Origin of the sequence: Yoonia sp. 72, assembly GCF_034652275.1 — a bacterium.
Lineage (GTDB): Bacteria > Pseudomonadota > Alphaproteobacteria > Rhodobacterales > Rhodobacteraceae > Yoonia.
Genome location: NZ_JAXIWG010000003.1, coordinates 424916 through 445793, shown reverse-complemented (window position 1 = coordinate 445793; position 20878 = coordinate 424916). Strand labels below are relative to the sequence as shown.

At 62.0% G+C, this 20878-nt stretch carries 24 protein-coding genes; 14 read left to right on the top strand and 10 right to left on the bottom strand.

What is annotated here, in order from left to right:
- The first annotated feature begins 130 nt into the window (after positions 1-130).
- On the top strand, positions 131-487 hold the full coding sequence (locus VCK47_RS14590) for a metalloregulator ArsR/SmtB family transcription factor (protein WP_322890154.1): 357 nt from the start codon (positions 131-133) through the stop codon (positions 485-487).
- Here the strand turns inward: VCK47_RS14590 and VCK47_RS14585 are convergent.
- Together VCK47_RS14585 and VCK47_RS14580 are read right to left on the bottom strand one after the other, a co-directional pair.
- Entirely contained in the window at positions 447-1325 is an 879-nt protein-coding gene (locus VCK47_RS14585) for a DMT family transporter (protein ID WP_322890155.1), read from the bottom strand. The two genes, VCK47_RS14590 and VCK47_RS14585, sit on opposite strands and share 41 nt — an antisense overlap.
- The gene (locus VCK47_RS14580) at positions 1322-2194 is read right to left on the bottom strand and encodes a LysR family transcriptional regulator (RefSeq protein ID WP_322890156.1); all 873 of its coding nucleotides are present in this window, start codon (positions 2192-2194) and stop codon (positions 1322-1324) included. Before VCK47_RS14580 ends, VCK47_RS14585 begins: the two co-directional genes overlap by 4 nt.
- Before the next feature lie 112 nt (positions 2195-2306).
- Here VCK47_RS14580 and VCK47_RS14575 point away from each other — a divergent pair, with 112 nt between their 5' ends.
- From VCK47_RS14575 to VCK47_RS14525, 11 genes are all read left to right on the top strand, one after another.
- Positions 2307-2678 carry a hypothetical protein gene (locus VCK47_RS14575; RefSeq protein ID WP_322890157.1) on the top strand — a complete coding sequence of 124 codons (372 nt, stop codon included), beginning with the start codon at positions 2307-2309 and terminating at the stop codon, positions 2676-2678.
- A 172-nt stretch (positions 2679-2850) separates the two neighbouring features.
- Entirely contained in the window at positions 2851-4341 is a 1491-nt protein-coding gene (ffh, locus tag VCK47_RS14570; RefSeq protein ID WP_322890158.1) for a signal recognition particle protein, read from the top strand.
- Complete coding sequence (locus tag VCK47_RS14565) at positions 4338-4898, top strand: GNAT family N-acetyltransferase (RefSeq protein ID WP_322890159.1); 561 nt, start codon at positions 4338-4340, stop codon at positions 4896-4898. Before ffh ends, VCK47_RS14565 begins: the two co-directional genes overlap by 4 nt.
- Positions 4891-5187, top strand: coding sequence for a chorismate mutase (locus tag VCK47_RS14560; RefSeq protein WP_019954529.1), 297 nt, complete (start codon positions 4891-4893; stop codon positions 5185-5187). Before VCK47_RS14565 ends, VCK47_RS14560 begins: the two co-directional genes overlap by 8 nt.
- Before the next feature lie 48 nt (positions 5188-5235).
- Positions 5236-5622 carry a 30S ribosomal protein S16 gene (gene rpsP, locus VCK47_RS14555; RefSeq protein WP_322890160.1) on the top strand — a complete coding sequence of 129 codons (387 nt, stop codon included), beginning with the start codon at positions 5236-5238 and terminating at the stop codon, positions 5620-5622.
- A gap of 60 nt (positions 5623-5682) precedes the next feature.
- A complete protein-coding gene (locus VCK47_RS14550) occupies positions 5683-5826 on the top strand; it encodes a hypothetical protein (protein WP_322890707.1) in 144 nt (47 codons plus the stop codon).
- Positions 5819-6334 (top strand): ribosome maturation factor RimM, encoded by a 516-nt coding sequence (gene rimM / locus VCK47_RS14545; RefSeq protein ID WP_322890161.1) that lies wholly within the window; start codon positions 5819-5821, stop codon positions 6332-6334. Before VCK47_RS14550 ends, rimM begins: the two co-directional genes overlap by 8 nt.
- Positions 6327-7127: a tRNA (guanosine(37)-N1)-methyltransferase TrmD gene (gene trmD / locus VCK47_RS14540; protein WP_322890162.1), complete on the top strand. Its 801-nt coding sequence runs from the start codon at positions 6327-6329 to the stop codon at positions 7125-7127. Before rimM ends, trmD begins: the two co-directional genes overlap by 8 nt.
- Positions 7128-7376: 249 nt before the next feature.
- Entirely contained in the window at positions 7377-7760 is a 384-nt protein-coding gene (gene rplS, locus VCK47_RS14535) for a 50S ribosomal protein L19 (RefSeq protein ID WP_019954536.1), read from the top strand.
- Between the two features lie 11 nt (positions 7761-7771).
- Complete coding sequence (gene rpmE / locus VCK47_RS14530) at positions 7772-7993, top strand: 50S ribosomal protein L31 (protein WP_322890163.1); 222 nt, start codon at positions 7772-7774, stop codon at positions 7991-7993.
- Between the two features lie 135 nt (positions 7994-8128).
- Positions 8129-9931 (top strand): methyl-accepting chemotaxis protein, encoded by a 1803-nt coding sequence (locus VCK47_RS14525; RefSeq protein ID WP_322890164.1) that lies wholly within the window; start codon positions 8129-8131, stop codon positions 9929-9931.
- Positions 9932-10229: 298 nt separating this feature from the next.
- Here the strand turns inward: VCK47_RS14525 and VCK47_RS14520 are convergent, their stop codons facing one another.
- Positions 10230-11555, bottom strand: a complete 1326-nt coding sequence (locus VCK47_RS14520; RefSeq protein ID WP_322890165.1) for a DEAD/DEAH box helicase — start codon at positions 11553-11555, stop codon at positions 10230-10232.
- 396 nt (positions 11556-11951) lie between these two features.
- Between VCK47_RS14520 and VCK47_RS14515 the strand changes: the two genes are divergently transcribed.
- Complete coding sequence (locus tag VCK47_RS14515) at positions 11952-12761, top strand: division plane positioning ATPase MipZ (protein ID WP_322890166.1); 810 nt, start codon at positions 11952-11954, stop codon at positions 12759-12761.
- Positions 12762-12764: 3 nt separating this feature from the next.
- On the opposite strand, the gene VCK47_RS14510 is transcribed toward VCK47_RS14515, so the two are convergent.
- The 3 genes from VCK47_RS14510 to VCK47_RS14500 are packed head-to-tail and all read right to left on the bottom strand — an operon-like array spanning position 12765 to position 15798.
- Complete coding sequence (locus tag VCK47_RS14510; protein ID WP_322890167.1) at positions 12765-13742, bottom strand: DMT family transporter; 978 nt, start codon at positions 13740-13742, stop codon at positions 12765-12767.
- Complete coding sequence (gene leuB, locus VCK47_RS14505) at positions 13742-14845, bottom strand: 3-isopropylmalate dehydrogenase (protein ID WP_322890168.1); 1104 nt, start codon at positions 14843-14845, stop codon at positions 13742-13744. Before leuB ends, VCK47_RS14510 begins: the two co-directional genes overlap by 1 nt.
- Positions 14846-14901: 56 nt before the next feature.
- A complete protein-coding gene (locus tag VCK47_RS14500; protein ID WP_322890169.1) occupies positions 14902-15798 on the bottom strand; it encodes a LysR family transcriptional regulator in 897 nt (298 codons plus the stop codon).
- Between the two features lie 91 nt (positions 15799-15889).
- Between VCK47_RS14500 and VCK47_RS14495 the strand changes: the two genes are divergently transcribed.
- Positions 15890-16798, top strand: coding sequence for an NAD-dependent epimerase/dehydratase family protein (locus VCK47_RS14495; RefSeq protein ID WP_322890170.1), 909 nt, complete (start codon positions 15890-15892; stop codon positions 16796-16798).
- On the opposite strand, the gene VCK47_RS14490 is transcribed toward VCK47_RS14495, so the two are convergent.
- The 4 genes from VCK47_RS14490 to leuC form a co-directional block, all read right to left on the bottom strand.
- The gene (locus tag VCK47_RS14490; protein ID WP_416236681.1) at positions 16736-17629 is read right to left on the bottom strand and encodes an endonuclease/exonuclease/phosphatase family protein; all 894 of its coding nucleotides are present in this window, start codon (positions 17627-17629) and stop codon (positions 16736-16738) included. The genes VCK47_RS14495 and VCK47_RS14490 overlap by 63 nt on opposite strands.
- A gap of 89 nt (positions 17630-17718) precedes the next feature.
- On the bottom strand, positions 17719-18510 hold the full coding sequence (locus VCK47_RS14485; protein ID WP_416236680.1) for a hypothetical protein: 792 nt from the start codon (positions 18508-18510) through the stop codon (positions 17719-17721).
- A 303-nt stretch (positions 18511-18813) separates the two neighbouring features.
- Positions 18814-19419: a 3-isopropylmalate dehydratase small subunit gene (leuD, locus tag VCK47_RS14480; RefSeq protein ID WP_322890172.1), complete on the bottom strand. Its 606-nt coding sequence runs from the start codon at positions 19417-19419 to the stop codon at positions 18814-18816.
- The gene (gene leuC / locus VCK47_RS14475) at positions 19419-20822 is read right to left on the bottom strand and encodes a 3-isopropylmalate dehydratase large subunit (protein WP_322890173.1); all 1404 of its coding nucleotides are present in this window, start codon (positions 20820-20822) and stop codon (positions 19419-19421) included. Before leuC ends, leuD begins: the two co-directional genes overlap by 1 nt.
- Between the last annotated feature and the right edge of the window lie 56 nt (positions 20823-20878).

Here is a 20878-nt window from a genome sequence, read left to right as displayed (position 1 = left end):
TAAACATTTGTTTTAATTGAGTATTTTTGAAATATGAAGCTGGAAGAAGGGTGTGGCGCGCCTGTTCTGCCGTATATCCATATTCAACCGGATGGTTGACGTTTTATCAATGGATCGCATATGCGCAGACATGGCCGCCACACTTGATATTACCTTTGCAGCACTTGCAGACCCCACGCGCCGCGCGATCCTGTCGATGCTGCTCGAGGACGATATGGCGGTGACGGATGTGGCCGAGCCTTTTGCGATGTCGCTGGCGGCGATTTCCAAACATCTGGGCGTGCTGACCGCCGCAGGCCTGATCAGTCAGGAAAAGCGCGGGCGCGTGAAATGGTGCAAGCTCGAACCCGATGCCTTGCGCGCGGCCTCGGTCTGGATGGCGGGGTTCGGGCAGATGGAACCTGTCGATCTGGACGCGTTCGAGGCGTTTCTGGACCGCGAATTCGCTAGTCTTCCCGCAGAAGCAGAACCAGCGCCACAATCGTGACGCCAAGCCCCGCCATGACGATGGCGGGCGGCATTACACCACCCAGTGCCACACCCCAGACGATGACCCAGCTGGGTACCAGATAGGTATAGGCCATGACCTTGCTGCTGGGCAGCCGCATCGTGGCGAATTGCAGAAGGGTGAAGGTGGCGGCACTGGCGAACAGGGCCGTGTAAAGGATCGTGATCCAGACAATCGCGGGCAGTGCTGTCCAGTCGGTCGCCTGCAGATCGGCCCAGCCGAACACGGTCAACAGCATGGCCCCCGCCAGCAACACGCCGAAGCTGAACACCAGCGCAGGCTCGCCCCGGTTCAGCCGCCGCACGAGCGGCGTATAGACGGCATGGGCCAAGCACCCGCCGAGATAGATCAGCTCTCCGCGCCCGATCTCGAAGCGCAACAGGGCCGCGACATCGGCGCGAAAGATCACCCAGAGCGCGCCCGCCCCGCCGATCGCCAGCGCGAGCAGGATGCGCGGCGTGAACCGCTGGCCCAGCAAGAGCCAGCCGAACACCCCCGCCATCAGCGGTGTCAGGGTAAAGACGGCCGCGGCACTGACCGGTGGCGCGGTTTTCAACCCTTCGAACATCGCGACGAAATAAGTGGTCAGGAAGGCCGCCAGCAAAGGATAACGCCAAAGCGCTGCGACAGCCCCCTGCGTGATCCCGCCTGTCGCCACTACCGCCGCGCCAAGGATCAGCACCGCGATCCAGAACCGCACTGCGTTCAGCGCGATGGGGGCGATATCATTGGCCGCAAGCGCGCCCAGCGCGAATGACCCCGCCACCAGCGTCGAGAACACGAGCATCGCCAGATGCCCGGCGCGGGCCTGTGTCATGATGCGGTCTTCATTTGATCCTTGAGAAACCGCAGGAAGGCCTGCACCTTGGTCGTGCGGTGCAGATCGACATGGGTGACAAGCCACAAAGGCGCCGACCAGTCATCAAGGCTGGGGATCACCTCGGTCAACCCGTGGGCCGCGCATTCCTGCTGCATCACAAACCCGATCCCCGCCCCTGCAAGGATCGCGTCCAGCATGTTCCGCGGATCAGAAGCGCGGTACATCAAAGCCGCGTCCGGCACACGGTGGCGCAGCCAGCGTTCGAAAGGGGCGCGGGATTTTTCATCGTCGCTGATCACGAAACGGTGGTGCGGCAGGTCGTCGGCGCCATCCGGCAGACCGTAGCGGTCGATATAGGCGGCAGATGCCACCAGCGACATCCGCTGCGACATGAAAGGCTGCACCACATTGTCGGGCTCTTCGGGCATCGCGCCTGCGCGGATCGCGACATGCGCCTCGCCATACTCCAGCCGGAACACGCGATCGCCGGTGCGGTAACGGATGCGCACCTGCGGATATTCGTTCTGGAACGCCACCATCACGGGGGTCAGCCGTTGCGACAGCATGTCAAGCGAGGTGATCACCAGATCGCCCGAGACACCCTCGCCCTGCCCCTTGATCCGGCCGGCAAGCTGGGTGAACTGGTCGTCCGTCGCCTGCGCGACCTGCAACAGGTCCTGCCCTGCCTCGGTCGCAGTATAGCCGCGTGCATGGCGTTGGAACAGTTTCACACCCAGCCGCTGTTCGAGCGCGTCGATATGGCGGATCACGGTGGCATGATGCACGCCAAGCTCTTCGGCTGCACCGCTCACCGTGCCTTTGCGCGCGACCTGAAAGGCGGTGCGGATTTCGTCCCAGTTCTCCATGTCGGCTCCGTGCGCTGACAAACATTCCGCACCGAAAGTCCTGCAAACCGTTCGTCAGCGCAAGGGGAAACACGCACCCTTGATAATCTGTAGCGCGGCCTAGCTGTTTGACATGACACAGTCTGCCATCCTGACCGGCCTGCGCGCCGCCCTGACCATCGCGTTCCTTTACTTCGGCCTGCGCAAGCTGACCGGATACAGCACCGATATTGCCATTTATGACGCGATCGGCTTTGGCCAGTTTCCCCGCTACATCACCGGCTCGGTCGAGGTGCTGGGCGCTGCCCTGCTCTGGTGGCGCGGCTGGGAAGGGGTTGCGGGGCTGTTGCTGCTGGCCACCATGATTATCGGGCTGTCGGCCCTGCTGATCTGGGTCGGACCACCCTATCTGCACATGCTGGCGCTGATCGCGGGCACGGGCACCGTCGCCTATGCCTATCGCGCCAACACGCTGCACAAGATCACGCAACTGCGGGGCAGTTGACTCGCGCTGCCAGTCGGCATAAACGCCCCATATTCCGGAATGCCTGTGCTTTCCGGTCCCCGCATTCAGGGGATCGCCCTCCGTCAGCGCGTTGCGCCCACGGGGGCATTCCTGCTTTGGCACGTCTGTTATAGGATGGGCCGCAACCGAAACGACAAAAGGGCCGTGGCCTATGTTTGAAAATCTCTCCGAACGCCTGTCAGGTGTTTTCGACAAGCTGACCAAGCAGGGTGCGCTGTCCGAAGATGATGTCAAAACTGCCCTGCGCGAGGTCCGCATCGCCTTGCTCGAGGCGGACGTGTCGCTGCCCGTCGCGCGCGATTTCGTTGCTGCTGTGCAGGCCAAGGCGACAGGTCAGGCCGTCACCAAGTCCATCACGCCCGGCCAGCAGGTCGTCAAGATCGTGCATGACGAACTCCAGCGCGTGCTAACCGGCGACGAAGATCCCGGCGCGCTGAAGATCGACAACCCGCCTGCGCCGATCCTAATGGTCGGTCTGCAAGGGTCGGGTAAAACCACCACGACGGCCAAGCTCGCCAAGCGTTTGAAAGAACGCGAAGGCAAGAAAGTCCTGATGGCCTCGCTTGACACCAACCGCCCTGCGGCGATGGAACAGCTTGCGATCCTCGGGATGCAGATCGGCGTGGATACGCTGCCCATCGTCAAGGGCGAAACCCCCGTCCAGATCGCCAAACGCGCCAAGGTGCAGGCGTCTTTGGGCGGCTATGACGTCTATATGCTCGACACCGCGGGCCGGTTGCACATTGACGCCGAACTGATCGCGCAGGCCGCCGCCGTGCGCGATATCGCCAATCCGCGCGAAACGCTGCTGGTCGTCGATGGCCTGACAGGTCAGGATGCAGTCAATGTCGCGCAGGAATTCGACGACAAGATCGGCGTCACCGGCGTGGTCCTGACGCGGATGGACGGCGACGGGCGCGGCGGTGCGGCGCTATCGATGCGCGCGATCACCGGCAAGCCAATCCGTTTCGTCGGCCTTGGCGAAAAGATGGACGCGATCGAAACCTTCGAACCCTCGCGCATCGCGGGCCGCATCCTTGGCATGGGCGATATCGTCGCACTTGTCGAAAAGGCGCAGGAAACGATCGAGGCCGAACAGGCCGCGCGCATGATGAAACGGTTCCAGCAGGGCCGGTTCAACATGAACGACCTCAAGATGCAGCTGGAACAGATGCTCAAGATGGGCGGCATGGAAGGCATGATGGGCATGATGCCCGGTGCCGCCAAGATGGGCAAACAGATGGCGGCGGCAGGCATGGATGACGGCATCCTCAAACGCCAGATCGCGCTGATCAATTCGATGACCAAGAAAGAACGCGCCAACCCCGACCTGCTGGCAGCCAGCCGCAAGAAACGCATCGCGGCGGGTGCAGGGCTCGAGGTGTCCGAACTCAACAAGCTCATCAAACAGCACCGCCAGATGGCCGATATGATGAAAAAGATGGGCAAGGGCGGGATGCTGAAACAGGCGATGAAAGGCATGTTCGGCAAAGGCGGCGCGCCCGAAGGCATGCCCGACATGAACGATCCCAAAGCCATGGCCGAAGCCGCTAAAGCCCTGCAAGGGCGCGGCGGCCTGCCGGGTCTGGGTGGCGGGATGCAACTGCCCGCCGGTCTGTCGGGGTTCGGCAAGAAGAAATGACATCTTCCGAGCCCAAATATCCCCGCCGGAGGCTTCAGGTTTGCCAAAACCTGAAAACCGACCGGCTGGCCCTGCGCCGCCCTACGCCGGATGACTGGCCTGCCTTTCATGATTTCATGATGTCGGACCGGTCGACCGCGTTTGGCGGGCACAAGGATCTGGGCCGCGCCTTTCGCAGCTTCGCCTCGGAACTCGGACATTGGGAGATTTTCGGCTATGGCATGTGGGCGGTCACCCGGCATGACGACGACACGGCCCTCGGGCTTGTCGGCCCGTGGACACCCCCCGACTGGCCCGAAACCGAGATCGGCTGGATGATCCTGTCGGATGCCGCGCAAGGCACCGGCATCGCGACCGAAGCCGCACGCGCCGCGATTGCCCATGCCTATGACAGCCTCGGCTGGGACACGGTGGTCAGCTATATCGCGCCCGACAACGCCCGCTCGATCCGGCTGGCCGAAAAGCTGGGCGCGGCCCTTGACCCGCAGGCGCGCGGCCCGAAGCCCGACACGCTGGTCTACCGCCATCCACATCCGAAAGGACAGGCCCATGTCTGACGCCATCACCCGCGCCGCGCAGATCCTGAAAGAGCATCGCGCCAGCATCGACCGGCTGGATGCGATCCTCGTCTATACTTTGGGCGAGCGTTTCAAACACACACAGGCCGTGGGGCGGCTGAAAGCCGAACACGCCCTGCCCCCGTCCGATCCGGCGCGCGAAGCCGCCCAGATCGCACGGCTGACCGAGCTTGCGGAACAGGCCGATCTCGACCCTGAATTCGCCAAGAAATTCCTGAACTTCATCATTCAGGAAGTGATCCAGCATCACAAACAACATCAATCGTAGGGCGGGGTTCACCCCGCCACCCCCAGACATTCTTAAAGGAGAAACACAATGTCTATGAAAATCCGGCTCGCCCGTGGCGGTTCCAAGAAGCGCCCACACTATGCAATCGTCGCTGCCGACAGCCGCATGCCACGCGATGGCCGCTTCATCGAGAAACTGGGCACCTATGCCCCGATGCTGCCCAAAGACAGCGAAGACCGCGTCCGCATGGACATGGACCGCATCCAGCACTGGCTGGGTCAGGGCGCACAGCCGACCGACCGCGTCGCGCGCATGCTCGAAGCTGCTGGCGTGATGCCGAAGAAAGACCGTGCCAACCTGAAAAAAGGCACCCCCGGCAAGGCCGCAACCAAGCGCGCCGAAGAAAAAGCCGCCAAGGCCGCTGCCGCGGCTGAAGCTGCAAACGCACCCGCCGAAGACGCCGCCGCCGAATAAGCGGCGGACCGTGGCCCGGACCTTTGGTCCGGGCTGCACCCCTCACCCCCGATGTTCCGCTTGCTCCGCACCCTCATCCTTGTGATGTTCGCCTTTGTGGCGGGGATGCTCTATGAACGGCAGGGTCGCCAAGAGACCTGCGAGGCTGGCGGCGGCCTGTGGATCGAGAACATCTGTCTTGCAGCGGAGATGATCAATGACTGACCGCGTTATCGTAGGCATGATCGGCGGCTCTTTCGGGGTCAAGGGCGAGGTGCGGCTGAAATCCTTCTGCGCCGATCCCGCCGCCATCGCCGATTACACACCGCTTTACACCGAACACGGCGACAGCATCGCGCAGGTGGTGCTGACTGGCCAGCTCAAAGGCGGGTTCACTGCGCGCCTGTCCGGCGTGGTGACCAAGGAAGATGCCGACGCCCTGCGCAACGTCGCCCTTTACGCCGACCGCGCGGCAATGCCGTCGCTGCCCGATGACGAATACTACTATGCCGACCTGATCGGACTTGCCGTGCTCGATACCGGCGGCAGCAAACTGGGGCAGGTCAAATCCGTCGTGGACCATGGCGCAGGTGCGCTTTTGGAACTGCATGTGCCGGGCCAGTCCGACACCGTGCTGTTGCCATTCACCCGCGCCGCCGTGCCGACCGTCGATCTGGCCGCGGGGCGCATCATCGCGGACCCGCCTGCCGGGCTTTTTGCGACCGATGACTGACACACCGTCCCGCGCCATCGGCCGCAAGTCGATCAGCGCGACATTGAAACCGCGCGAATTGATGACCGACACGCCCCTGCTCGCGGGCGCATGGACCGCGCAGATCATCACACTGTTCCCTCAAGCGTTCCCCGGCGTGCTGGGCGAAAGCCTGACGGGTCGCGCGTTGCAGGACGGGCTCTGGCAGTTGCAGACCTATGACCTGCGCACGTTTGGCATCGGCAAGCACCGCAATGTCGATGACACGCCCGCGGGCGGCGGTGCGGGGATGGTGCTGCGCCCTGATGTGCTTGAAGCTGCCATCCTCGAAGCCCGCGCAAGCGCCAAGGGCATCATGCCGCTGGTCTATCTGTCCCCGCGCGGGCGCAGGTTCGACCAAACGATGGCGCGCAACTGGGCGCGCATGGACGGGGTCACCCTGCTTTGCGGCCGGTTCGAAGGCGTTGATGAACGCGTGATCGAGCATTTCGGCATCACCGAGGTCTCGCTGGGTGATTTCGTCCTGACAGGGGGCGAGATTGCGGCGCAGGCGATGATTGATGCTACCGTCCGGCTGTTGCCCGGCGTGCTGGGCAATGCCGAAAGTGCTGTCGAGGAAAGCCATTCCCACGGCCTGCTGGAGCATCCGCAGTATACCAAGCCCGCCGAATGGCAGGGCCGCGCCATCCCTGACGTGCTGATGTCGGGCAATCACGCGAAAATTGCCGCTTGGCGGCGCGCGATGTCCGAACGGATCACCGAAAGCCGCAGGCCCGATCTTTGGGCGGCGTACAAGGCCAAAGACGGCACTTGATCGCAGCCCCCCTTGGGCCTATACGACGCGGGCTTGGGTCGGTTCCGATTCCGGGCCATTTGTTTATGGATCACGCGGATCACGGGCAGCCCTTGCGTTGGGGCAGATCCCGCGGGTGGGCCGGACGAATGGAATAAAGACGATGACGCAATCTCTGACGGGCGGTGCGCCGGACCCGGTAACGATCAGAGCTCTTCGTCATGGCAACAACATTGCGGACCACCGCAAGCATCATAAGGAGCGTTTCAGATGAACCTGATCGCACAGATCGAAGCGGAGCAGATCGCTGCGCTGGGGAAAACCATCCCCGATTTCAAAGCGGGTGACACCATCCGCGTCGGTTACAAAGTGACCGAAGGCACACGTACCCGTGTGCAGGCCTACGAAGGCGTCTGCATCGCCCGCAAGAACGGATCGGGCATCGCCGGATCGTTCACCGTGCGCAAGATTTCCTTTGGCGAAGGCGTGGAGCGCGTGTTCCCGCTGCATTCTACCAACATCGACAGCATCGAAGTCGTCCGTCGCGGCAAGGTCCGTCGTGCCAAGCTGTATTACCTGCGCGCACGTCGCGGTAAATCCGCACGTATCGCCGAAGTCACCAACTACAAGGCGCCTACCGGCGCTCAGGCATAAGGACGGGTCCCATGAAAAAAGAAATTCACCCCGATTACCACGTCATCAACGTCAAGTTCACTGACGGCACTGTTGTGCAGATGAAATCGACATGGGGCAAGGAAGGCGATCAGATGTCGCTGGAAATCGACCCTTCCGTGCACCCTGCATGGACCGGTGGCGGCACCCGTCTGATGGATGCCGGCGGCCGCGTGTCCAAGTTCAAGAACAAATACGCCGGTCTGGGCTTCTAAGCCCCCCACCCGTGCGACTGTCTCAAGGGCCATATGCATCCGCATGTGGCCCTTCGCCTTTTCGGTGGCGGCTTTTAAGGAATTCTTGGTTTTTCGGCGGTATCTGACAGAGGTCTCATCTGTCCGGAGGTTACCGTGAAACGCTTTGTTACCCTGTCCCTCAAACTGCGCCTTGCCATCATGATGACTGTGATCATGCTGGCGGTCTGCGCCGTTCTTGTGTCGATTTCCGCGCGCCAGACGCAGAATTCCATGCTGACGGATGTCCAGAACCGGCAGGACCTGTCGCTGCGGATCATTGCCTCGGTTTTCCAATCTGCCTTCGACGGGTTGCAAGTCAGCTATGGCCCTGACGGGCAGATCACGCGCGCCAGCTGGACCGATATTCCTACATTCGACACACATGACCTGATCGATCAGGTCGGGCGCGTTTCGGGCGAAACGGCGACATTCTTTCAGTGGGACGCTGCGGAAAACGACTTTCAGCGCATGACAACCAATATCGTCAGACCTGACGGCGAACGTGCGGTCGGCACTTATCTGGGCCGCGACAACGATGTGTATCGCGCTGTGCTGCAAGGTCAGACCTTCCGCGGTGAAGCTGTCATTCTCGGCAAGCCCTATCTGACCGTGTATTTGCCAGTTTACGGCGCGGGGAACGACGTGATCGGCATTCTCTATGTCGGCGTCGAACGTACGGATATCGATGCGGCGATCTTCGACCGGCTGATGACGATGGTCATCGCTTCCGGAATCGTGATCGTCTTCGGTCTTGGCCTCGTCGTGATGATGGCTGTGCGGATGACGCGTCCGATCACGCAAATCTCGACCGCCATTGCCCAAATCGCAGGCGGTGACCTGGAAACCTTCGTGCCCCATGCGGATATGAAAGACGAAATCGGTGAAATCGCCCGCCGTGTGACCGCTTTCAAGGTCGACCTGCAACGCAACCACCAACTGGAGGAATCAGGGCGGCAAGCCCATGAGGAACAGACGAAAGTCATGGGGTTGCTGCGCACCGGATTGGCCCATCTGGCGCGGCTGGACCTGACGCACCGGATCGAATCGTCGCGCGCCGACCCATTCCCCGCCGCTTACGAGGCCCTGCGCGAGGATTTCAATGCGGTGGTCGCAAGCCTCGGGAAAAGCGTGTCCGACATGAGCGAGATTGCGCAGGAAGTCAGCACCGCGAGCACAGGAATCGCGTCGATGTCGGATTCGCTCGCACGGCGGGTCGAGACGCAGGCAGCAACGCTCGCAGAATCATCTGCGACGCTGCAAAATCTGAGCCAGAGCGGCAAGGCGATCGCGGCCAAAGCTGCTGAAGCAGACGAAATGGCACAGCGTAGCCTGAGCCTGTCAAACCAGAGCAGACAGGTTTTGACTGAGGCGACACAGGCGATTCAGGAAATCGAGGAATCGTCCGGCCAGATCAACCAGATCATCTCTGTGATCGAAGATATCGCATTCCAGACCAACCTTCTGGCCCTCAACGCAGGTGTGGAGGCCGCGCGCGCAGGCGATGCAGGCAAGGGCTTTGCCGTGGTCGCGTCAGAAGTCCGGGCGCTGTCGATGCGCGCCACGCAGTCGGCCCGCGAGATCCGGACGCTGATCACCGCCAGCCGGACAAAAATCAGTGAGGGGACCGTTCTGGTCCAGAACACCGGCACGGCTCTGAGCCAGGTTCTGGCGCAGGTCGAACAGATGGGGATCACGATTCAGGCGATTGCCGCATCAGTGAAAGATCAGGCGATTGGCCAGACCGAGGTCAGCATCGGCGTCCAGCAACTGGACCAGATGACACAGGAAAACGCCGCACTGGGAGAGGAGGCGAACGCTGCCAGCAGCACCCTTAGCGGCGAGGCCCAGCGCCTGTCAGCGACCCTGCGACAGTTCCACACCCCACAAGCGCGTGCGGGCGTGGCCCGTGCGGCCTGATCAGTAGCTTGCTCACAGGCGATCGCGGGCAATCTGCGTCAGCGCTTCTTTTGTTTGGCGGCGCTGACGCCGGTGAGGCCCGCTCCATTGCCCTATCTGGCCGCACTGAACGGATGGGCGGGATGAAATACCTCGGCCGGCCAACCAGAACCGGCAAACGCCAGACTGGTCGGACACTGAAACGAAAATAAGATGGGATCATCAGCGTGTTGGCCAATGACCAAGCACAATAGCTTGGCGCAACAACGTTGACCTGCGCCCCCGCGGGAAACCCGCGAGGCCGCTCGTCAGCAAGGTTTCAAGCAGCAGAACGTCCGCGCGACCGACCGCCACCTGACCCTGGTTTGCGACCACCTTGCGGTTTGCCAGCACCGCCAGCAGGTTTGCCACCCGCACGCGGCGCAGCAGAGCGGTTCCCACCGCCGCCGCCGCCACCACCGCGACGACCGCCCCCCGCACCGCCGCCATTGGGGCGCTTTTTCTGACCCGGCATGATCTCCCAAGGACGACCGGACGCGACGGGGATGGTTTCCTTCATCGCTTTTTCGATGTCCTGCAATTCGATCATTTCGTCCGGTGCGACCAGCGCAATGGCCGATCCGTCAGCCCCCGCACGCGCGGTCCGACCGATCCGGTGGACATAGTTTTCTGCCACATTGGGCAGGTCATAGTTGTAGACATGCCGCACGCCCGGAATGTCGATGCCGCGCGCAGCGACGTCAGTTGCCACCAATACGCGGACCTTGCCGGCCTTGAACGCCTCGATCGCGCGTTCGCGCTGACCTTGGGATTTGTTGCCGTGGATGGAGGCGGCGGCAAACCCCTTGGCTTCGAGCGTTTTATACAGCTTTTCACAGCCATGTTTGGTGCGGCCAAAGACCAGCGCCAGTTCGTCCCGGTGTTTGTCGAGCAGTTCCACCAGCAGGTCGGTTTTCGCCGCTTGCGCCACGAAATGCACCGATTGCGCAATCTTTTTGACGGCCTGCCCCGGGGGGTTAACCTGCACCCGCACGGCATCGGTCAGGAAGGCATCCGCCAGTTCGGACATCAGTTTCGGCATGGTGGCCGAGAACATCATCGTCTGGCGGTCTTTGGCCAGCAGCGGCGCGATCCGGCGCAGCGCATGGATGAATCCCATGTCGAGCATCTGGTCGGCCTCGTCCAGCACCAGATAGACGGTTTCATCGAGGCGCACAGCACGACGGTCAAGCAGGTCGATCAACCGGCCCGGTGTGGCGACCAAAAGGTCCACACCGCCCGCCAGACGTTTGGTCTGCGCGGTGATCCCTGCACCACCGACGACAAGTGCCACCTTCAGATGGCTGCCCTTGGTATAGGCGGTCAGGTTGTCGGCAATCTGCTTGGCCAGTTCGCGTGTCGGTGCGAGCACCAGACCGCGCACCGCCTTGGGGTTGGGTTTCACACCCGCCTTCATCAGCGCATGGATCATCGGCAGCCCGAAGGCCGCGGTTTTGCCGGTGCCGGTCTGGGCAAGGCCCATCACGTCACGGCCGTTCATCGCATGCGGAATCGCCTGCGTCTGAATGGGGGTGGGGTCGGTGATGCCCTGTTCTTTCAGAACGGCAATCAGTCGGGGCGCAAGGCCCAGCATGTCAAAATCCATCGTGGATATCCTGTTTTCAGCGAACCGCAGCCCGCACATATGGGTGTGACCCTTGGGCGAACCCCAAAGGCCAAAAGCAGAAGTTGCGCCATATGCTGACTGCCTGAACCGCATTGTCCGGGCGCCGATGTGGCGCGGGACCCCTGCGTGATCTGGGAACCTGAAATTCAACGGATGCCTTGCGGGTGTGACCCGCTCTGCTCACGCGGCAGCTTGCATCGGTTGGATGTCACATGATCGCTTGCGCAGCGCTTGTCAAGCGGCACGGACTGCGGCGGGCGAGATGGGAGAAAAACCACATAATCCAAAAACCGTGGAAATACGCGATGCTGCGCTTTTCCTTGGCTTTTCCACATCATATAGTGGCGACAATTCAGCCAGAACAAGGATTTCACCGTGGCGCATATCATCGTTGTCGGAAACGAAAAAGGCGGCGCGGGCAAGTCCACGGTTTCCATGCATGTCGCGACCGCCCTTGCGCGGCTTGGTCATAAGGTCGGCGTGCTTGATCTGGACCTGCGGCAGCGCACGCTGGCGCGGTATCTGGGCAACCGGACGACCTTTCTGGCCAAATCCGGCCTTGATCTGGCGACACCCGTTTATCACGAATTGCCCGATATCGACGAGAATGGCCTGAAACCGGGCGAGAATGCTTTTGACCGTCGCCTGTCGATGGCCGTTGCGCGGCTGGAGCAGGACTGTGATTTCATCCTGATCGACTGCCCCGGGTCGCATACGCGGCTGAGCCAGGTGGCGCATAGCCTTGCCGATACGCTGATCACGCCGCTCAATGACAGTTTCGTCGATTTCGACCTGCTGGCCCATGTCGACAGCGAAGGCGAGGAAATCACCGGCCCCTCAATCTATTCGGAAATGGTCTGGAATGCGCGGCAGTTGCGCGCGCAGGCGGGGCTGAAGCCGATCGACTGGGTCGTCGTGCGCAACCGGATGGGCGCGCAGGCCATGGTCAACAAGGAAAAGATGCAGCGCGTGATCGACAAGCTGGCCAAACGGATCGGGTTTCGCACGGCACCCGGTTTCAACGAACGGGTGATTTTCCGCGAATTGTTCCCGCGCGGGCTGACGCTGCTGGATCTGCGCGACATCGGGGTCAAGGGGCTGAACATCTCGAACGTGGCCGCGCGGCAGGAATTGCGCGATCTTGTCAAGGCACTGGACCTGCCGGGCGTCAAGCCGCAGTTCTGACCACTAGTCGGGGGCCTTTTCCTGCCCCGGCAGGGTCTTGCCCGAAATGCGCACCAGCATGCTGATCCGCGGGATAATGCCAGTTTCCGACCGTGACCGGGTCCGTAGCACGGGGGTGTTTTCGGACGCGCCACTGCGGCTTTCGCGCAGGACGATATACATGCCGCTGGCGATGATGATGCTGGCACCGATGGCGGTGTTCAGGTCGATCAGTTCGTCAAAGAACAGGAAGCCAAAGATACTCGCCCAGATGATCTGGCTATACTGCATCGGTGCGATGATCGCGGCCTCGCCCGCCTGATAGGCGGAAATGATCATGCGGCTGGCGATCCACGCCAAGATCGCGATCACGCCCATCAGCCCCAGATGCTCTATCGGCATGGGTTCATAGACGAAGGGCAAGGCCGCTGCCATGACCACGAAGTTCAGCGCCATGGGGTAAAGCAGCATGACCACAGGCCGTTCCTCGGACCCGATCTTGCGCACGATGATCGAGGCGACAGACCCGCCGATGGCCGCGGTTAGCGCCGCGAGATGCCCCAGCGACAATTCCGTCGATCCGGGGCGCAACACAACCAGCACGCCGATCAGCCCCACGATCACCGCCGCCCATCGCCGGATGCGCACGATCTCGCCCAGCACAGGGATCGCGAGGACCGTGATCAGCAAGGGCGAGGCGAACAGGATCGTATAGACCTGTGCGAGTGGCAGCACCGAAAAGGCATAGAAGGCCGTGAACCCCGTGATGACCGTCGCCACCGCGCGCGTGGCCATCCACCACGGATGAACCGGCATCAGGGTGCCCGGTTTGCTGTCACGCATCAGCATCAGCGTTGCCAGCGGAAAGCTGAGCAGGACCGAGAAAAACACGATCTGGACGGGGGAATAGATCCCGCCCAGAATTTTAACCACGACATCATGCGAGGCAAAGACGCCAAAGGCGGCAAGCGCGATCAGCGCGCCTTTGGCGTTCGGCGTCATCACAGGCTCGCGTCGAGCGCGTTCAGAATCGCGTCACCCATTTGTGTCGTGGACAACGGCACGCCGCCTTCGGGGCCCATCAGATCGGCCGTGCGCGCGCCATCGGCGAGCACCTTTTCGATGGCGGCTTCCAGACGGTCAGCCTCGGTCCCTTGGTCGAAGGAGTAGCGCAGCGCCATGGCAAAGGACAGGATGCAGGCAATCGGGTTCGCCTTGCCCTGCCCTGCAATATCGGGGGCAGAGCCATGGACGGGTTCGTACATCGCCTTGGGCCGGCCATTGGCCATCGGCAGGCCAAGCGAGGCGGATGGCAACATGCCAAGGCTGCCGGTCAGCATCGCCGCGCAATCGGACAGGATGTCGCCGAACAGGTTGTCGGTATAGATCACGTCGAACTGCTTGGGCGCGCGGACAAGCTGCATCGCGCCGTTGTCGGCATACATATGTGACAGCGCGACCTCGGGATAGTCGCGGTGCACCTCGGTCACGACATCGCGCCACAGGATGCCGCTTTCCATGACGTTGGCCTTTTCCATCGAACACAGCTTTTTATTGCGCTTCATCGCCAGTTCAAACGCCGCGCGCGCGCCGCGTTCGATCTCGGCTTCGGTATAGCGCTGGGTGTTGATGCCCACGCGCATGTTGTCTTCCATATGGATGCCGCGCGGTTCGCCGAAATAAACGCCCGAGGTCAGTTCGCGCACGATCATGATGTCGAGGCCGGCAACGATATCCTTTTTCAGTGATGAAAAATCCGCGAGCGCGTCGAAACACTGCGCAGGACGCAGGTTGGCGAACAGGTCCATTTCCTTGCGCAGGCGCAACAGCCCGCGTTCGGGTTTCACGCTGAAATCAAGGTTGTCGTATTTCGGGCCACCCACGGCCCCGAGCAGCACGGCATCGACCGCCTGCGCCTTTGCCATCGTGTCGTCGTGCAGCGGCACGCCGTGTTTGTCATAGGCAGCACCGCCTACCAGATCCTCTGACACGTCAAAGGCCAGATCGCGTTTCGCACCGAACCAGCCGATGATGCGCTTGACCTCGTCCATGACCTCGGGGCCGATGCCGTCACCGGCGAGGATCAGAAGGGATGGGTTGGCCATTGGGGTGTTCCTTGCAAAAAATTGTTGCCTTGGCGTAACGCGCCGCGCGCCAAGGTTCAAGACACCAGAGGCCGTAACCCCACCGCCAAAAGATCCCAGACCCGCCTGATCCGCGGTGTCTGGCGCATCGCCTCATGCGCGGTCAGCCAGATCGGCAGGACAGGCAGCGGCAGCCCAAGATCCAGTGGCGCAACCAGCGGGTCGGCCAGCCCGACCGTGGCCTGCGCAAAGCCGATCCCGCAGCCCGCGCGCACCAGTTCCCAATAGGCGATGTTGTCGTCGCAGCGCACCTTGAAGAAATCGCGCCCCACGTCGATTCCGGCGGCGCGGAACCCGTCGATGATGGCGGGGCTTGCGTCGTAGCCCACGAAATCATGCTGCATCAGGTCGGCGGTCGTGCGTGGTGTGCCGCGCGCCGCTAGATAGGACTTGGCGGCGAACACCCCCAAGGTCATGTCACCGATATGCTGGGTGATCAGGTCAAGCTGCGTCGGGCGGTACATGCGCACGGCAATGTCAGCCTCGCGGTAAAGCAGGTTGCGGCTGTCGTCGCTGGGCACCAGCTCGATTGCGATCTGGGGTTCCAGCGCACGAATCCGGGCAATGATCGGTGGCAGATGCAGGGCGGATGTGGACACGCTGGCCGTGATCCGCACGGTGCCTGCAAGGCTGGCCTGTCTGCCCGCCGCCGTCAGCGTGATCCGTTGCATGGCATCGCGCATCGCGGTCGCGGGCGGGACCAGTGCAGCGCCGATATCGGTCAGCGCCAGACCGCGCGGCTGACGGTGGAACAGTTCCGCCTCCAGCTGCTGTTCGATCTGCCGGACCTGCCGCCCCAAGGTCGGCTGGCTGGTGCCCAACTGGCGCGCCGCCGCTGACAGGCTGCCGGTTTCGGCCACCGCCAGAAACGCCTGCACCAAAGACCAGTCAAGAGAGTGGAGCGGTTTATTCATTCATAAATGAATACATGTTCAACACATTTAGGCAATATTCGGCCCGCACTGAATAGGTAAATCTGGCGGCATCACCATGAGGAGACAGGCAATGCCGCAGACAGTTCTTATTCTTGGCGCGTCCGGCAAGATCGGCAGCCATACCGCTGAAGCGTTCTGGAACGCAGGCTGGACGATCCGCCAGTTCGACCGCGCACGTGACGACATGACGGCGGCCGCAATGGGCTGCGATGTCATCGTGAACGGGATGAACCCCGCAGGCTATCGCAACTGGGCGCAGGAGATTCCCGCGATCACGGCGCAGGTCATCGCCGCCGCCAAGGCCAGTGGGGCCACCGTCATCATCCCCGGCAATATCTACAATTACGGAAACCAGCCCGGTGTGCTGGACGAAAACACGCCGCAGCTGGCGACCACCCGCAAAGGCCGGATCAGAATCGCGATGGAAGCCGCCTATCGCGCGGCGGGGGTGCGCACCATCGTGCTGCGGGCGGGCAATTTCATCGACCCCGAGGGCAATGGCGACATCATGCGCTTGTTCGTCCTGCGCGACATCGCCAAGGGCCGGATCACCCATGGCGGCGATCCTGCGGCGTTGCAGGCCTATTGCTATGTCCCCGACTGGGCGCGTGCGGCCGTGATGCTCGCGGAAAAGCGGGACACTCTGGACGATTTCGCGGACATCCCCTTTCCCGGTCACGCCTTCAGCGCGGATGATCTGCGCGCCATGATCCAGACGATCAGCGCGCGGCCCGTCACGTTGCAGGCGTTCCCGTGGTGGCTGATGACAGCTCTTAGCCCTGTCTGGCCGCTCGCCTATGAGATGCGCGAGATGAGCTATCTTTATGCGATGCCGCACAGCATCAGCGGCAAACGCTTTGCGGAACTCCTGCCCGATTTCCGCGCGACCGACCTGCGGTCCGTGATGCTGGCGGGGCTACCGGCGGACATCCACCCAGACAAGATGATGCGCCCCGATATCCGGTCCGTCACCGCCTGAGGCGGGCCAAAGCACACCGGCATCAACCACCTGCCAGCCACGCGACGGCAGGACATAGCTGACGCGCAGCATCCCGATACCAAGGTCGCGCCAGTCTGCGGTGGGCTGTCCCGGCAAAGGGTCCTGCAACAAGGGATGCGCAAGGAATACAGCCATTGCGGCGCGGTCGCCATCACCGCCAAGCGGGTCAAGGTTGGCATTGCCTGCGATCAGGAAATCATCCGGCAAGGGGCCGAAATCCCCCGCCAGCACTTGTTCCCACAGCCGCAATTCATCACGGTTGCGCAGGACATTGCGCCGTTCTGCCCCGTCAAAGGCAGGCGGGCTGGCTGAAAACGCCATGACCGCAAAAGGCGGCGCGTCCGGCGGAACAACCGGCACGATCCAGTGGCCGGTGGTGGACAGGCGCTGCACCTCCAGCACAGCGGGCGTAAAGAAAGGCGCGCCATCGAGCATCGGCAGGTCTGCATCGGCCAAGTCGCGCCACAACAGTGCGGACAGATCGGTGACGCCGCTTGCGTCGATGGGCAGGCGCGACAGGATCGCCATGCCCCCGTTGCCGTTGAACAGCCCGTAGCCTTGGGCATCGCGCGGCTCGCCCAGACGGCCGTTGCGGTCGATGTCCTGCCCCGTCGGCATGCCTGTATTGGGGCGCAGCGCAAAGATATGCGGATAGGCCGGATCGAAGAGTGCGGCGAAGGCCGCCAGCGCGATACCATCGAGATCATAGTCGAAATCCGTCAGCACCAGCACATCGGGATCGGCCTGCGCAATGATGGCAGCGATTCCCCCAATCTGCGGATCGTCGTCGCGCAGGATGTCCTGCAACAGCAACCCCGGCCCGTCGCGGTGCAGCGGTGCGGCATAGGTCGCAATGCGCAGTTCGTCAGCAGCAGAGGCAAGCGGCCAAAGTCCGAGGATCAGAGCCCGCCCAAGGCCGCCGTCGCCGCGCGATCGCGCGCCTTTTCGCGCTGCATCTGGATCATGTCCGCAACGCGGGTCAACGCCACGCCGCGCATCAGGATACTTGCAGGCAGAAACGCCCATGCCGTCACCGTCCAGATCAAGGTGTGCGGATTCTCCAGATCGATCGGGGTGCCGAACACCGCGATCAGCTTGAATGCCGCTGGCACCAGAAATGGCAGCAAAACCCCTAAGATGATGTTAACGCGCCCGTCCCGTTGCAGGCGCAGCACCACGTCCCCGCCCGCTGTCGGGTCGAAGGTGGGCAGATTGACCCAGACATTAAAAGCACCCTCGCGCCGTGGCCAGCGTTGCAGGCGCAACAACACGATGAACCAGACGATAGAAAACAAGGCGATTAAATAGCTCAGGCCTGCGGCATTGCGCATGCGGTCCAGCAAGGCAGGGTCGGTGCCATCGGGCATCATCAGCACCATCAACCTGACAGGCGAATAGGGAAAGTCGATGACACGGCCGATCGCCTCGCCGCTGGCCTCGAACATGGCGGTCATGTCCGACGGGTTGTCATAGCCGCGAAAGATCACCGACAAGCACAGCACGGTCGCAAACAGCGCCGAAAACCGCATGCGGTTGAAGGGCGGTGCATCGCGGAATTCCACAAGGCTGGGGCTGGCGGCGCTATATTCGACGATGGTGAAAAGCGCGGCGAAAATCGCGACCAGCACGACAACCTGCGTGGCATCATTGCCCCCACCCAGCAGGAACGCCGATGGCATGATAACCAGCATAACGACAAGGATCGCCCGCACAATTGCTGCTGGCAGTCGTAACAACACTGCAACCACTCCCGGATGATCGCAAGGCGCGCCCTGCAATCGCTTGTTTCTGCCGGTTGTTACGCATTGCGCAACAACCAGCCCCCAAAGGTTAATGTGGCCTGAACGGACTTGGCTTCGCAAGGGCTGCGGACCATTCGCGAAATGCGTTCGCTGATTTAGGGCCGGACTGGTGCGTGATTGCAACCATTGCACCTGCCCAGAAAACACGAAAGCCGCACCCGAAGATGCGGCTTTCCTGCGATAACGTGCCGATCAGACCCAGGGTCGTTCGGCGCTTGCTCTTGTCTCGAAGCCCGCGATGGCATCGGCCTTTTCCAGCGTCAGGCCGATATCGTCGAGCCCGTTCATCAGGCAATGCTTCTTGAAGGCATCCACCTCGAAATGGAACACGTCCCCATCCGAAGAGGTAATCGTCTGCGCCTCCAGATCGATTTCGATCCGCGCGTTCGACCCTTTTTCAGCGTCCTTCATCAGCACATCGACCTGTTCCTGCGGCAAGGTGATTGGCAGGATGCCGTTCTTGAAACAGTTGTTGTAGAAGATGTCGGCATAGCTCGGTGCGATCACGCAGGTGATGCCGAAATCGGCAATCGCCCAAGGCGCGTGTTCGCGGCTGGACCCGCAGCCGAAATTCTCGCCCGCGACAAGGATCTGGGCGTCGCGGTATTGCGGCTGGTTCAGTACGAAATCGGCGATCTCGTTACCGTCCTGATCACGCCGCATCTCGTCGAACAGATGCACGCCAAGGCCCGAGCGTTTGATCGTTTTCAAAAACTGCTTGGGGATGATCATATCGGTGTCGATGTTGACCAGCGGCATGGGGGCAGCGATGCCCGAAAGTTTGGTGAACTTTTGCATTACATCATCTCCCGCACGTCGGTCAGTCTGCCGGTGATCGCCGCTGCCGCCGCCATCGCGGGCGACATCAGATGCGTGCGACCGCCGCGGCCTTGGCGGCCTTCAAAGTTGCGGTTGGATGTGGCCGCGCAACGTTCGCCGGGGGCAAGCTGGTCGGGGTTCATCGCAAGGCACATCGAACAGCCGGCAAGACGCCATTCAAAACCGGCATCGATAAAGATCTGCGCCAGACCTTCCTCTTCGGCCTGCGCACGGACCAGACCGGACCCGGGAACGACCATGGCGCGCAGCCCGTCCTTTTTCTTTTTGCCTTTCAGGATCGCGGCCGCAGCGCGCAGATCCTCGATCCGGCCGTTGGTGCAGGACCCGATGAACACAGTGTCGATCGTGATATCGGTCAGCTTCGTGCCCGGCGTCAGCGCCATGTAATCAAGCGAGCGTTGCGCCGCCCCGACCTTGCCACCCGTAAAGCTATCGGCCGCAGGCACGGTCGCGGTGATCGGCAGCACATCCTCGGGCGAGGTGCCCCATGTCACGACGGGCGCGATGTCTTCGCCGCGCAGGGTGACGACCTTGTCGAAATGCGCGCCTTCGTCGGTGAACAGGGTCTTCCAATAGGCGACAGCCGCTTCCCATTGCGCGCCTTTGGGGGCGTGGGGGCGGCCTTTGCAATATGCGAATGTCTTTTCGTCGGGCGCGATGATGCCTGCCCGCGCGCCGCCTTCGATGGCCATGTTGCAGACGGTCATCCGCCCTTCCATGCTCAGATCACGGATCGCTTCGCCGCAATATTCGATGACATGACCGTTGCCGCCGGCGGTGCCGGTCGCGCCGATCACCGACAGGGTGATGTCCTTGGCAGTCACACCGGGGGCCAGTTTGCCGGTGATTTCGACCTTCATGTTCTTGGATTTCTTCTGGATCAGCGTTTGCGTGGCCAGCACGTGTTCCACCTCGGACGTGCCGATGCCATGGGCCAGCGCGCCGAACGCGCCATGCGTTGCGGTGTGGCTGTCGCCGCAGACCACGGTCATGCCGGGCAATGTCCAGCCCTGTTCGGGGCCGACGATATGCACGATGCCTTGGCGCACATCGGAGACGGGATAGTAATGGATCCCGAAATCCTTGGCGTTTGTATCCAGCGCCTCGACCTGAATGCGCGATTCCTCGTTCATCCCGCCATTGGCACGGTCAAGCGTCGTGGGCACGTTGTGGTCAGGCACGGCGATGGTCTTGTCAGGCGCGTGCACCTTGCGACCGGCCAGACGCAGACCTTCAAAGGCTTGCGGGCTGGTGACTTCGTGCACCAGATGCCGGTCGATATAAAGCAGGCAGGTGCCGTCTTCGGCCTCATGCGCGACATGCGCATCCCAGATTTTGTCATAAAGCGTTTTGGGGGACATTGTCCTCTCCCGTATCGGATTTCAGATGTTTGCAGGCGTGCGGAAACAGCGGGGGG